This window comes from Alkalihalobacterium alkalinitrilicum (genome assembly GCF_002019605.1).
In the GTDB taxonomy this organism is placed as follows: Bacteria; Bacillota; Bacilli; order Bacillales; family Bacillaceae_F; genus Alkalihalobacterium; species Alkalihalobacterium alkalinitrilicum.
The window spans coordinates 4,306,116-4,319,129 of record NZ_KV917368.1; the positions used below are offsets into that span (position 1 = coordinate 4,306,116).

Consider the following 13,014-nt stretch of genomic DNA (forward strand, 5'->3'; position numbering starts at 1 on the left):
TAGTTCAATTGTGCGTATCATAAACGCATTTACGATAAGATAAAATAATTATACCTCAACAACTACCGTACCTTTAATCATACTTTTGACAACCGATAACTTCCAATTTATAATTTTCATAATATTAATGCATAAATGTAATGAAATATAAATGGAGGAATTTAAATGGAATGGCAGCAGTTAGCGTATTTTCGAAAAGTTGCACAAGTTCAGCACTTTACTCGTGCAGCGGAGGCTCTTTATATTTCTCAACCTGCGTTAAGTCGTTCGATTGCGAGGTTAGAAAAGAAACTTGGAGTTCCGTTATTTGAACGGAATGGGCGGAATGTAAGGCTCAATCGTTACGGGCAAATGTTTTTAACAAAAGTAGAGGAGGCGCTTTTACTAATAGAAGAAGGCAAACAAGAAATACATGACATGATCCAACCAAACCGAGGCCAAATTTCACTGTCTTTTTTACATACTCTTGGATCACATTTGGTCCCTGAGCTAATAGGAGAGTATCGGAAGACGTTTCCGGATGTGACGTTTCAACTGTTTCAAAATACAGCTGATATCTTAATTGAGCAGCTGACGACAGGTGATGTTGACCTTTGTTTAACTTCGAAACCAGTTGAACGCGTAGGATTTAGCTGGGAGGAATTATTTAGTGAGCAGCTTTATATCATTGTCCCCAAGTCTCATCGACTAGCTGAAAAGGGAGCAATTGAATTAGCAGAAATTGCTGAAGACCCTTTTATAGGCTTTAAAGAAGGTGTTGGTTTAAGGACAATCACCGATCAACTCTGTCAAAAAGCAGGGTTTACGCCGAATCTCACTTTTGAAGGCCAAGAAGTTTCAACTGTTAATGGACTAGTTTCAGCAGGACTCGGTGTAAGTTTAATTCCAGATCGAAAAGGTTTAGATGAAACCGAAGTGTCGAAATTGAAAGTATTAGACTTAGAGTGCACGCGTTCCATTGGGGTTGCGTGGGTGGAAGACCGTTATAAGCCTCAAGTCGTTGAGCAGTTTCAGACTTTTATTGTACATTTCTTTAAAAGCTACCAAGTAATAAATAGTTTACATAGATAAAATTATTAGAACTTCGAGATCTGCGTACAAATTCACTCCAGATTGTTTCATTCACAGAAAATACAGAAAACACATAGGATAGGAGCACAGGATGAACCCTGTGTTTTTTTGGGGTTAAGATAATAAATCAATTAGAGATTGTTTGGGCTAACCATTCTAGGTCTAAGCATTAAAGATTTTTTTTAACAATAACATTCAAATATTTATTTGAATGTTTGAATGAAGTGATGTATATTTTAACTATACAATCAAATGAATATTTGAATAATAGAGGTGTTTTTTTATGGGGAAAGCAGACCAATGTGAAATTTTTCAATATGATCGAGAAAAAGTAGACCGTCTATCTAAACTAGTGGAAGCAGAGCCTTTTGACCTCACAGCCAAAATTTTTAAAGCGTTAGCCGATGAAACACGGTTAAAAATTGCTTACTTGTTAGCGTCGGAAGAAGAGTTATGTGTTTGTGATATCGCAACCATTATCGGAGCATCAACCGCGACGGCATCTCATCATTTGCGACTTCTAAAAAACATTGGTTTAGCAAAATTTAGAAAAGAAGGAAAGCTCGTTTTTTATTCACTTGATGATAACCATGTAAAGCAGTTAATTCTGAATGGGATTGAGCATGGGAAAGAGGGGAAGGTTCATGAGTGAAATTGAAAGAACGTATCGCGTTCAAGGTTTTACGTGTGCGAATTGTGCAGGTACATTTGAAAATAATGTAAAAGAATTACCGGACGTATCTGATGCGAAGGTGAACTTTGGAGCATCTAAGCTGAAAGTTGTGGGCGATGTTTCGATTGAAGACCTTGAAAAGGCGGGGGCATTTGAAAATTTAAAAGTATATCCTGCAAAAGAACAACTGAAAGAGAAACCATTCTGGAAACAGCAACAATTTGCCCAAACGGTCATTTCAGGGCTACTCCTTATTATCGGTTGGGTGCTCGTGTTTCAGCGTGGAGAATCAGATGTTGTAGCGATTGGAATTTTCGCTTCAGCAATGGTGATAGGTGGATATAATCTGTTTTGGCAAGGTTTGGAAAATTTAGCAAAACTTCGCTTTGATATGAAAACGCTCATGACGATTGCTATTATAGGGGCTGCCCTCATTGGTGAGTGGGGGGAAGGAGCGACAGTAGTTTTTCTTTTTGCGATAAGTGAAGCACTTGAACGCTTTTCAATGGATAAAGCAAGGCAATCGATTCGCTCATTAATGGATTTAGCACCACGTACGGCTACAGTGATTAGAAATGGGCAGACAGTAGACGTACCCGTTGATGAAATAAATATTGGTGAAATTATGGTTGTTAAACCAGGGCAGAAAATTGCCATGGATGGAACGGTTGAACGAGGGGCATCGACGGTTAATCAAGCAGCCATTACAGGTGAGTCCATTCCTGTTTCGAAAGGTCTTGCAGATGAAGTGTTTGCAGGAACACTAAATGAAGAAGGGTTACTCGAAATAAAAGTGACAAAAAGAGTAGAAGATACAACGATTGCGAAAATTATTGAACTTGTGGAAGAAGCACAAGCTGAGCGAGCACCATCACAGGCGTTTGTAGACCGATTCGCAAAATATTATACGCCATTCATTATGTTAGTCGCATTAGGTGTTGCCGTTGTTCCACCTGCTTTCTTTGGAGCTGATTGGTCTACGTGGGTTTATCAAGGTTTAGCTGTATTAGTTGTAGGTTGTCCTTGTGCCCTCGTCATTTCAACACCCGTCTCAATTGTGACCGCGATTGGGAATAGCGCAAGAAACGGTGTCCTTATTAAAGGTGGAGTTTATTTAGAAGAGTTAGGGTCGATCAAAACAATTGCATTTGATAAAACGGGAACCTTAACGAAGGGCGTACCTGAAGTTACTGATATCATTTCAGTCAATGACTATACAGATCAAGATGTTTTAACCATCGGTGCTTATTTAGAAAAAAGTTCAGCGCACCCACTAGCTACGGCGATTATGAAAGCTGCCTCTTTAGCAGGAATTGAAGCCACTGAGCAAACTGTTGCCGATTTTCGTTCTGTTACTGGAAAAGGGATTACAGGACTAGTGAATGGGGAGCCCTATTTTGTAGGAAGCCCGTTATATTTTGAAGAACTGAACATAGTGCTACCTCCTCAGGTGCACTCGCTACAACAACAAGGGAAAACCGTTATTTTAGTTGGAAAACAAGATCACCTTATCGGTTATATCGGGGTTTCTGATCAAATCCGGACATCGAGTCCGAGTTTGGTTCGACGATTGAAAGAGTTAGGAATTACCAAAACGGTCATGCTTACAGGAGATAATAAAGAAACAGCACAAGCGATTGGGAAAGAGTTAGGCATAGATGAGGTTCGTGGACAATTATTACCTCATGAAAAATTAAATTGGGTAAAACAAATGAAAGAAAGAAGTAAAGTAGCGATGGTCGGAGACGGTGTCAATGATGCACCAGCATTGGCTACGGCTAATATAGGGATTGCGATGGGCGGTGCAGGAACTGATGCAGCTTTAGAAACGGCTGATGTGGCTTTAATGGGCGATGATTTAAGAAAACTGCCTTATGCGATCCGATTAAGTCGTAAAACGTTAACGATAATAAAACAAAATATTGCCTTTGCTCTTGGTTTAAAAGTATTAGCACTTCTTCTCGTTATTCCTGGGTGGTTAACATTATGGATTGCGATATTTGCCGACATGGGAGCCACATTACTCGTTACTTTAAATGGGTTAAGATTACTTCGTGTCAAAGATAAAGAAAAATAATTAGGATAGAATATAAACCATACTACGCGTAGTGATTCGGATAAGGTTTTGTTGTTTGAAATTCCTTATCTGGATCTTTTTTGCGTTGAGTTTATTCCGCATCAACTGGCAGTAATTTATCCCGTTTAACTGGCGCTAAGACTCCCACTTCAAGGCAGGTGATTTAATAATGGTATAATTTTTCAAACGCTTACGTACTCCGTTATAATAGAAATAATAAAATCAAGAATGAGGTGAAATTGTGGACGAACAGCTGAAACAACAATTAGACGGTTTACTTGAAAAATACACAGAACTTTTACTTGGTGAAGGGGATGAAGCGTTAAAAGAAAAAGTGCAAGCTTGGGCCTTATACACACATATTTCAAAAAGCATGCCACCGCTTGTGAAGCATTGGAATGAACAATATCCTGACGCAAAAGAAAAAATGAAAGAGCTCGTGACAGAAATTCAGGCCTTAAATAAAAAACATCGAAGTCAATAGATCGCGTGTTTAATTAAACGTTTATTTAACCTTTCAAGTGATCCGCTAACTTATACTCATGTAGTTCCCAATAAAAAAGAGAGACGAAGACCGCTAGGTGATTTTCGTCTCTAAATGGTTTGTTGTGATCTCTCTGTTTCAACGACAGCCTCTTTCTTTTATAGGAGGCTGTCAAATTTAAAAAAGTTGCTTATGCTAGTCAGCTGTAGTAGTTCCCACCTTAGTTGTATGGGAATTGATTACGATATCCAGAAAATTGTTGATACGATTGATCTAGCTGTTGTTGTGAAGCAGCATCAAAACTATACCAACCTTTTTGGAACATCACATTAAACAATTCACGCTGACAGTTTTGGCTTTCATTAAAAATTCCATTAATGTCTTTGTACAATTGTTCATGGCTCGCTTCGTTCATTGCAGTACTGTACGAAGCCGTCATGTACTTTTCGGTTGCTAAAATATCATTAATTAAATCACGATCTGACATTTGCGGTGATTCAGGAACTTGTGTTTTAGGGTTTTGAATTTTCGTCTGTTGGTTCATGCAGAAACCCTCCTGTTATTGAAGTGCTTGAAAGTTCGTTTGATTTTGGGTTTGGAAATGTTGCAAAACTCGATCATAATGCTGCTTATGCATTTGGCCAGCTTTTTCAATCACAGCTTTCACTTCTGGATCGGTACAATGGCCAGCATAAAAATGGCATTTTTTCATCGCAAGTAAGTTCCATGAAAGCATGTCAGAAATATAAAGATGGTCTTTACTCGTCACAACATTAGGGGGTTGGGGCATAATTCCCTGTTGTTGATTCATGGATGTTTGTTGCGGTTGCTGTTGTTGTATCATTCGTGTAGCCTCCCTCATAAGCCACAAGTATTGTATCAAATCTGATACAACCTTATCGTGCGGCAAAGGAAACGAAACAATACATGGGAGCTACTTACAGTCAAAAAATAATTAATAATTTTCAGAAATTACCCTTGCTAAATGGAAAAAAATTCGATATATTGGAGATAGAACATAAGTTATTGTGCAGTTTGATATTTTTTTACCAGAAAAATGAATGAGTATTCATTCAAGTGCTCAAGGAGAAGGAGGACAAATATGGTTCGTCAAATTCGTAAAGCAGCTGTACTAGGATCAGGTGTCATGGGATCAGGGATTGCTGCAGTATTAGCAAACGTTGGCATACCAACGATCTTGCTAGATATTGTACCTCGTGAATTAACAGAAGCAGAAAAGAAAAAAGGCTTAACGCTCGAAGACAAAGCTGTTCGTAATCGATTAAGTGCTACTGCTGTTCATAAATTACTAAAACAAAAACCTGCACCACTTACGGTGAAAGATAACAAACAATTAATTTCAGTAGGAAACTTCGAAGACGATATGAAACAACTCGCAGATGTTGATTGGGTCATCGAAGTGGTTGTTGAAAACTTAGATATTAAGAGGATGGTGTTTGATCAAGTTGATCAATACCGTAAACCAGGCTCAATTATTAGTTCAAATACATCAGGTATTTCTGTCGAAGCGATGGTGGAAGGACGTTCTGACGATTTCAAAGCAAATTTCTTAGGAACTCATTTCTTTAATCCACCACGTTACTTAAAGTTATTAGAGATTATTCCAACAAATGCTACAAATCCTGAAATTGTTAATTTTATGAAAGCGTTTGCTGAAAACGTTCTCGGAAAAGGTGTTGTAGAGGCAAAAGATACGCCTAACTTTATCGCTAACCGTATTGGAACGTACGGATTATTAGTGACAGTATCAGAGATGCTTAAAGGTGGATATTCTGTTGGTGAAGTTGAATCTGTAACAGGCCCATTAATTGGACGACCTAAAAGTGCTACCTTTAGAACATTAGACGTTGTAGGCCTAGATACCTTTTTACACGTTGCAAAAAATGTTTACGACCAAGTAGAAGGTGAAGAAAAAGATGTATTTGATCCACCAACATTCATGCGTGATATGGCAGCAAAAGGTTGGATTGGTGCAAAGTCTAATCAAGGATTTTTTGTTAAACAAAAAGGTGAAAAGGGTAATGAAATTTTAGAACTTGACCCAAATACACTTGAATACATTACACGTAAAAAGTTAAAAACAGCTTCAACGGAAGCGGCTAAACAAGCGAAAGGTTTATCTGCAAAAGTGAAAACATTAATCTATGCAGATGATCGTGCGGGGCAATTGTTATGGAATATCTTTAAACCAATATTAATTTACTCTGCAGAAAAATGCTACGAAATTTCAAATGATGTTCTTTCTGTCGACCAAGCGATGAAGTGGGGCTTCGGCTGGGAACAAGGACCGTTTGAATTTTGGGATGCAATCGGTGTAGAAAAATCGGTTGCGAAGATGGAAGCAGAAGGCGCAACTGTTCCAAGTTGGGTAAAAGAAATGCTTGCTTCAGGAAAAACAAGTTTTTATTCAGAAAAGAGCTTTTACCATGAAGGGCAATATAATGCAATTGAGCAAAACAAGAAAATTATTAACTTAAAGTCATTAAAAGAAGACAATAAAGTTATTTTCAAAAATGCAGGAGCTTCCCTAATTGACTTAGGTGACGGGATTGCTGGATTAGAATTTACATCACCAAACAACTCGATTGGATTAGATGTGATCCAAATGATTAACAAGTCAATTGATGAAGTTGAGAAGAATTACAAAGGGTTAGTCATCGGTAACCAAGGAAATAACTTCTGTGTTGGTGCAAACCTTATGATGATCTTGATGGAGGCACAAGACGATAACTTCTTTGAAATTGATCTTGTAATTCGTCAGTTCCAAAATGCGATGGCAAGAATTCGTTATGCATCGAAACCAGTTGTGACAGCACCATTTGGTATGACTCTTGGTGGTGGAGCAGAGATTTGTTTACCATCAGCAAGCATCCAAGCTTCTTCAGAGACGTATATTGGCTTAGTTGAAGTAGGTGTGGGACTTATCCCTGGTGGTGGAGGTAACAAAGAACTTTACCTTCGTAACTTAGAACATCACACCGCGGGATCTGACCTGCAAGCAGTTGCTAATCGTACGTTTGAAACGATTGCGATGGCAAAAGTGGCAACGTCTGCAGACGAAGGTCGAGCAAATGGCTTCTTAAGTCAACGTGATGGTGTGACGATGAATGCAGACCATGTGATTTACAACGCCAAGCAACAAGCTCTTCATTTATTTGAACAAGGATATACAGCACCAGCTCGTCAGCTAATTCCTGTTGTAGGTGAAACAGGATATGCAACGATGTTACTTGGTGCAAAAACGATGAAATTTGGTGGCATGATTTCTGATCATGACCTGAAGATCGCTCAAAAATTAGCATTCGTATTAGCGGGTGGCCGAGTGCCGAAAGGAACGTTAGTAGACGAGCAATACTTACTCGATCTTGAGCGTGAAGCGTTCTTAAGCCTAGTCGGGGAACCGAAGTCGCAACAAAGAATGCAATACATGTTAACAAAAGGGAAACCATTACGCAATTAGGAAGAATGGAGGGAAGAAATTTGAGAGAAGCGGTTATTGTCGCTGGTGCAAGAACACCAGTCGGAAAAGCGAAAAGAGGGACTCTGGCAAATGTAAGACCAGATGATTTAGGTGCACTAACAATTAAAGAGACGTTAAAACGTGCAGGTGATTTTGATCCAAATCAAATCGATGACGTGATTATCGGATGCTCGATGCCAGAAGCTGAGCAAGGAATGAATATGGCACGAAACATTTCAGCACTTGCAGGACTTCCAAATACAGTACCTGCTATTACCATTAATCGTTATTGTTCTTCAGGTTTACAAAGTATTGCGTATGCGTCAGAGCGCATTATGTTAGGCCATGCCAAATCTATTATCGCTGGTGGAGCAGAATCGATGAGTTTAATTCCAATGGGTGGGCACGTTATTGCACCCAATCCGAAGCTCGTTGAAGAAATGCCTGAATATTACATGGGTATGGGATATACAGCAGAAGAAGTTGCCAATCGTTTCGGTGTAAGCCGTGAAGATCAAGATGCATTCGCGGTAGAAAGTCATCGCCGGGCAGCGAAAGCAATTGCTGAAGGGAAATTTGAAGATGAAATCGTTCCTGTTGATGTCACGCTTCGTTCAGTAGGAGCAGATAATAAATTAAAAGAGAAGCACGTTACGTTTAGTGTCGATGAAGGAGTTCGTGCAGAAACGACTGTAGAAACTCTTGGTAAATTAAGACCAGCGTTCCATCCAAAAGGATCGGTAACAGCTGGAAATGCTTCACAGATGAGCGACGGTGCAGCGAGCGTCCTTGTGATGGATCGTGAAGAAGCAAAAGCAAACGGTCTAACGCCACTTCTCAAATTCCGTTCATTTGCCGTTGCTGGTGTCGCTCCTGAAATTATGGGAATTGGCCCAGTGGAAGCAATTCCGAAAGCGTTAGAGTTAGCAGGATTAAGTTTGGCTGATATCGGGTTATTTGAGCTAAATGAAGCCTTTGCTTCTCAATCATTACAAGTCGTGCGTCACTTAGGCTTAGATTTAGATAAAGTGAACGTGAACGGAGGAGCGATTGCTCTCGGTCATCCACTCGGTTGTTCTGGAGCAAAGCTTACATTAACACTCATGAACGAAATGAAACGTCGCGGCGAACAGTTCGGTGTCGTTACAATGTGTATCGGTGGCGGTATGGGAGCAGCAGGCGTATTTGAATTAATAGGTTAATAGAAAAGCTGCAGTCCCCTGGTAGCCCCGACCAGCAAATGTTCTGACAGGCGAAAGTCTAGAAAAAATTAAACATAATGGAGGAATGAAAAATGAGTAACGTAAAAGATGAGATTGTAAAAGGTGGAAGCTTTTTATTAGACAATATTTCTGCAGGGAAAGTATTTACTCCAGAAGATTTTTCTGAAGAGCATATCATGATTGGTAAAACAACAGAAGAGTTTGTTGTTAATGATGTTGTTCCTGAAATAGAAGAAATCGAAAACCACAACTTTGATGTTTCACGTCGCCTTTTAAATCAAGCTGGTGAGCTTGGTCTTTTAGGGGCAGATGTTCCTGAAGAGTATGGTGGATTAGGGTTAGACAAAATTAGTTCATCAGTAATTACAGAGAAGTTCTCAAGAGCTGGTGGTTTTTCATTAAGCTATGGTGCTCACGTAGGGATCGGTTCATTACCAATCGTATTTTTCGGTAACCATGAACAAAAATCAAAGTACCTTCCAGATCTTGCTTCTGGTGCAAAAATTGCTGCATACGCACTTACAGAGCCAGGTTCAGGTTCAGATGCGCTAGGTGCAAAAACGACTGCGGTTCTTAATGAAGCAGGTACTCACTATGTATTAAACGGACAAAAACAATGGATTACAAACTCTGCATTTGCAGACGTATTTGTAGTATATGCAAAAATCGATGGTGAGCACTTCAGCGCATTTATCGTAGAAAAAGCATTCGATGGCGTTTCCACAGGTCCAGAAGAGAAGAAAATGGGTATCAAAGGTTCTTCGACTCGTACATTAATTTTAGAAGATGTTCATGTGCCAAAAGAAAACCTACTTGGTGAAGTTGGTAAAGGACACGTTATCGCGTTTAACATCTTAAACGTAGGTCGTTACAAGCTTGGGGTAGGTACTGTTGGAGGAGCTAAGCGTGCGCTTGAATTAGCAGCTAAATATGCAAATGAGCGTAAGCAGTTCAAACAACCGATCGCAAAATTCACGTTAATTCAAGAAAAATTAGCGAGTATGGCGACAGCGATTTATGGTGCGGAAAGCTCGATTTACCGTACAGGTGGTTTGTTCGAAGACCGCTTAGGATGCTTAACAGATGAAGAGCAAAAAGACGGCCGTAAAGTGGCGGAGGCAATTGCCGAATATGCAATTGAGTGCTCTTTAAATAAAATTGTTGGTTCAGAAACGTTAGACTTCTGTGCTGATGAAGCGGTCCAAATTCACGGTGGTTATGGATTTATGGCTGAATACGAAGTAGAACGCATTTACCGTGACTCTCGTATTAACCGTATTTTTGAAGGTACAAATGAAATTAACCGTCTTTTGGTGCCTGGAACTATCCTTCGTAAAGCAATGAAAGGTGAGCTTCCTTTACTCGAAAAAGCAATGTCACTTCAAGAAGAATTAATGATGATGATGCCAGAAGAAGTTGGAACTGAGCCGTTAGAGCAAGAAAAATATTTATTAAAAATGGCAAAGAAGGTCTTCTTAATGATCGCTGGTACTGGAGCGCAAAAATACCAACAAAAGCTTCAGCATGAACAAGAGCTTCTTGCGAATGTAGCAGACATCGTTAGTGAAGTGTTTAATATGGAATCGGCAATTCTTCGTACAGAAAAAGCAATCAACCGCAATGGTTTAGATAAAAACGAGCAGAAATTACTTTTAACGCAAGTATACTGCCAAGAAGCGTTTAACCGTATCGAGGCACATGCGAAAGAATCGTTAGTTGCTATGGAAGAAGGCGACACTCTTCGTACAATGATTTCAATTTTACGTAAATTAACTCGTCACACTCCAGTTAACGTCATTGCGAAGAAGCGCCAAATTGCTGAACGTGTACTAACAGAAGAGCGTTACACTGTTTAATTCATTTTGTTATTCAATTTTGGAGCATTAGTTCCAAAAAAAATATAATCTCCTTTCTACAAGGAAGCATTCTCCTCTCTACTAAGATCAAAGAAGTCCCAAATTGGGGCTTCTTTGACGTCGTAATTAATGTGTAGGGTGAAACATTATAGTTGTTAAACAACCCAGTTTAAGGAATAATGTCTATATAAAGTAAACTTTAAGGAGGAGAAACAATGAGCTTACAATTTTACTGGTATCCAAATTGTGGAACATGTAAAAAAGCAAAAAAGTGGTTTGATGACAATGAAATTGAGTATGAAGCTATACATATCGTTGAACATCCACCTAGTCGAGAAGAATTAGAGTCGCTCTACAACAAAAGTGGATTAGAAATTAAAAAGTTTTTTAATACGAGTGGAAAAAAATATCGTGAACTCGGGTTGAAAGATAAAGTAAAGGAATCTTCACCTGAAGAATTACTAGATATCCTCGTAACAGATGGTATGTTAATTAAACGTCCAATTGTTACCGATGGTGAAAAAGTGACGGTTGGGTTTAAAGAAGAGGAATTTGAAGAGAATTGGAAAAAGTAACTAGGGTTGTATAACGTTACTAATTTATTATATAGTAACGATGAACACCGAAATTATTGGAGGGATATTCGTGAATTTACCACAAGAACTAAAATACTCTGAAGAACATGAATGGGTAAAAATTGAAGGAAATAAAGTGCATATTGGAATTACAGATTTCGCACAATCTGAATTAGGTGATATCGTATTCGTTGAACTACCAGAAATTGGCGATGAAATTACTGCGGACGAGCCATTCGGTAGCGTTGAATCGGTAAAAACCGTTTCAGAACTATACGCTCCAGTGAGTGGTAAAGTCGTTGAAATTAACGAAGGATTAGACGATGCACCCGAACTTGTAAATGAATCACCGTATGAAAAAGCATGGATGATTGTAGTTGAATTATCAGATGCGTCTGAATTAGATAAATTAATGTCAGCTGAAAAATACCAAGAAATGATTAGTGAAGACTAAGATCTAATCATAAAAGGTTGACGGAAAGTGTTATCCTTAGGAGTGAAATGGCAGTAAATGCGGCACTCATGAGAGATTACAATGCTTGAAGTCAGCCTTTTTATTTTCCCGAAATTTCCTCCCAACCAATGCAATAGCTAAGTTCTTCTCGGTTTGAAAAGCAAGAGTTTGGGGTATCGTAAACATAACCGCCCGAAAAGGAGGAGGTTTGATTTATGATTGAAAAACAAATGAAGAAAGTAGACGTAACAAGTAAAGTCGATGGAAAATTAGAAAACGGAGCAATGAATTTATATATGGATGAGGCGCGTATCGGTAAAATTATTATGACAAACCAGGGAAATCAGTATGAGATGGCCGAAGGTTTTGAGTTTGACAGTAATAAAGTGTACCGTTATGAAAATGCCCATCCAGAGAAACAAGATAAGTATGTCGATGATTGTGACTTAGGGTGGTGTTAGGTGAAAGCGAGGGGGAAGAGCCCTCGCTTTTTTCAGCGTGGTATAAACACCCGTAAGTTAAATAACCTTAATGTCGTTATTCCAAAAATAAAACTAGAAGGCACTTCCATTGCCAAAACGGATACTTTTCACATAAAATGACTTAAACACATAAATTCTTATCGGGATAAGGAGGCTTTGTATAGTATGAAGGATATTCCAAAATCTTTTGTAAGAGCAAACCAATATACAATGGTCGTTTTAACAGTACTTTCAATCAGCTTTCAAAGTGTGGCATTATTAGCCTTAACATTATTGTTTGTATTACTACCACTGTTTTTTGGACCGAAGGCAAATATTGCGTTTGCTGTCGCCAAGCAGTTAAACAAAGACGCTTCAAAGGATGAAACCGAAGCGGCTGAACTTCAACGCTTTAATCAAATGATTGCAGCATCCTTGTTAGGGATCGCGTTTATTTTACTCCTTGTAACAGGACATTGGTTCGGTTGGGTTCTCGTTGGCATGGTATCGGTGGCTGCGACAGTGGCGTTACTAGGTTTTTGCGTCGGCTGCTTTTTATATTTTCAATTTAAAAAATTAAAATACGACCTAAAGAAATGAGGATGACGAAAAGTCACCTCATTTTTTTCTGTCCAGTGGAGGAAGAGGAATACTTTTAC

At 38.9% G+C, this 13,014-nt stretch carries 13 protein-coding genes; 11 read left to right on the forward strand and 2 right to left on the reverse strand.

Annotated elements, in window-relative coordinates; all coding sequences use genetic code 11:
* Window positions 1-165: 165 nt before the first annotated feature.
* The 4 genes from BK574_RS20840 to BK574_RS20855 all read left to right on the forward strand — a co-directional run bounded on the left by BK574_RS20840 (window position 166) and on the right by BK574_RS20855 (window position 4,305).
* Window positions 166-1,071, forward strand: coding sequence for a LysR family transcriptional regulator (locus tag BK574_RS20840; protein WP_078429944.1), 906 nt, complete (start codon window positions 166-168; stop codon window positions 1,069-1,071).
* A 283-nt stretch (window positions 1,072-1,354) separates the two neighbouring features.
* On the forward strand, window positions 1,355-1,723 hold the full coding sequence (locus BK574_RS20845) for an ArsR/SmtB family transcription factor (protein WP_075387968.1): 369 nt from the start codon (window positions 1,355-1,357) through the stop codon (window positions 1,721-1,723).
* Window positions 1,716-3,821 (forward strand): heavy metal translocating P-type ATPase, encoded by a 2,106-nt coding sequence (locus BK574_RS20850; protein WP_238458065.1) that lies wholly within the window; start codon window positions 1,716-1,718, stop codon window positions 3,819-3,821. The genes BK574_RS20845 and BK574_RS20850 overlap by 8 nt, the downstream gene beginning before the upstream one ends.
* Before the next feature lie 241 nt (window positions 3,822-4,062).
* Window positions 4,063-4,305 carry a YusU family protein gene (locus tag BK574_RS20855; protein WP_078429946.1) on the forward strand — a complete coding sequence of 81 codons (243 nt, stop codon included), beginning with the start codon at window positions 4,063-4,065 and terminating at the stop codon, window positions 4,303-4,305.
* 220 nt (window positions 4,306-4,525) lie between these two features.
* On the opposite strand, the gene BK574_RS20860 is transcribed toward BK574_RS20855, so the two are convergent.
* Complete coding sequence (locus tag BK574_RS20860; RefSeq protein WP_078429947.1) at window positions 4,526-4,849, reverse strand: spore coat protein; 324 nt, start codon at window positions 4,847-4,849, stop codon at window positions 4,526-4,528.
* Between the two features lie 15 nt (window positions 4,850-4,864).
* Window positions 4,865-5,149, reverse strand: a complete 285-nt coding sequence (locus BK574_RS20865; RefSeq protein ID WP_078429948.1) for a hypothetical protein — start codon at window positions 5,147-5,149, stop codon at window positions 4,865-4,867.
* Window positions 5,150-5,407: 258 nt separating this feature from the next.
* Between BK574_RS20865 and BK574_RS20870 the strand changes: the two genes are divergently transcribed.
* The 7 genes from BK574_RS20870 to BK574_RS20900 all read left to right on the forward strand — a co-directional run bounded on the left by BK574_RS20870 (window position 5,408) and on the right by BK574_RS20900 (window position 12,955).
* Window positions 5,408-7,786, forward strand: coding sequence for a 3-hydroxyacyl-CoA dehydrogenase/enoyl-CoA hydratase family protein (locus BK574_RS20870; RefSeq protein ID WP_078429949.1), 2,379 nt, complete (start codon window positions 5,408-5,410; stop codon window positions 7,784-7,786).
* A gap of 20 nt (window positions 7,787-7,806) precedes the next feature.
* On the forward strand, window positions 7,807-8,988 hold the full coding sequence (locus BK574_RS20875) for an acetyl-CoA C-acetyltransferase (protein WP_075387974.1): 1,182 nt from the start codon (window positions 7,807-7,809) through the stop codon (window positions 8,986-8,988).
* Between the two features lie 92 nt (window positions 8,989-9,080).
* A complete protein-coding gene (locus BK574_RS20880) occupies window positions 9,081-10,865 on the forward strand; it encodes an acyl-CoA dehydrogenase family protein (protein ID WP_078429950.1) in 1,785 nt (594 codons plus the stop codon).
* Window positions 10,866-11,080: 215 nt separating this feature from the next.
* Window positions 11,081-11,440: an arsenate reductase family protein gene (locus tag BK574_RS20885; RefSeq protein WP_078429951.1), complete on the forward strand. Its 360-nt coding sequence runs from the start codon at window positions 11,081-11,083 to the stop codon at window positions 11,438-11,440.
* A 70-nt stretch (window positions 11,441-11,510) separates the two neighbouring features.
* Window positions 11,511-11,894 (forward strand): glycine cleavage system protein GcvH, encoded by a 384-nt coding sequence (gene gcvH, locus BK574_RS20890; RefSeq protein ID WP_078429952.1) that lies wholly within the window; start codon window positions 11,511-11,513, stop codon window positions 11,892-11,894.
* Between the two features lie 215 nt (window positions 11,895-12,109).
* A complete protein-coding gene (locus tag BK574_RS20895; RefSeq protein ID WP_075387978.1) occupies window positions 12,110-12,355 on the forward strand; it encodes a YusG family protein in 246 nt (81 codons plus the stop codon).
* 186 nt (window positions 12,356-12,541) lie between these two features.
* The gene (locus tag BK574_RS20900) at window positions 12,542-12,955 is read left to right on the forward strand and encodes a DUF4395 domain-containing protein (RefSeq protein ID WP_078429953.1); all 414 of its coding nucleotides are present in this window, start codon (window positions 12,542-12,544) and stop codon (window positions 12,953-12,955) included.
* The last annotated feature ends 59 nt before the right edge of the window (window positions 12,956-13,014 follow it).

Excerpts from the sequence above, each read along its gene's own strand:
- BK574_RS20840 (WP_078429944.1), top strand. The coding sequence starts at position 166 with ATGGAATGGCAGCAGTTAGCGTATTTTCGAAAAGTTGCACAAGTTCAG.
- BK574_RS20845 (WP_075387968.1), top strand. The coding sequence starts at position 1,355 with ATGGGGAAAGCAGACCAATGTGAAATTTTTCAATATGATCGAGAAAAA.
- BK574_RS20850 (WP_238458065.1), top strand. The coding sequence starts at position 1,716 with ATGAGTGAAATTGAAAGAACGTATCGCGTTCAAGGTTTTACGTGTGCG.
- BK574_RS20860 (WP_078429947.1), bottom strand. The coding sequence starts at position 4,849 with ATGAACCAACAGACGAAAATTCAAAACCCTAAAACACAAGTTCCTGAA.
- BK574_RS20865 (WP_078429948.1), bottom strand. The coding sequence starts at position 5,149 with ATGATACAACAACAGCAACCGCAACAAACATCCATGAATCAACAACAG.
- BK574_RS20870 (WP_078429949.1), top strand. The coding sequence starts at position 5,408 with ATGGTTCGTCAAATTCGTAAAGCAGCTGTACTAGGATCAGGTGTCATG.
- BK574_RS20880 (WP_078429950.1), top strand. The coding sequence starts at position 9,081 with ATGAGTAACGTAAAAGATGAGATTGTAAAAGGTGGAAGCTTTTTATTA.
- BK574_RS20885 (WP_078429951.1), top strand. The coding sequence starts at position 11,081 with ATGAGCTTACAATTTTACTGGTATCCAAATTGTGGAACATGTAAAAAA.
- BK574_RS20895 (WP_075387978.1), top strand. The coding sequence starts at position 12,110 with ATGATTGAAAAACAAATGAAGAAAGTAGACGTAACAAGTAAAGTCGAT.
- BK574_RS20900 (WP_078429953.1), top strand. The coding sequence starts at position 12,542 with ATGAAGGATATTCCAAAATCTTTTGTAAGAGCAAACCAATATACAATG.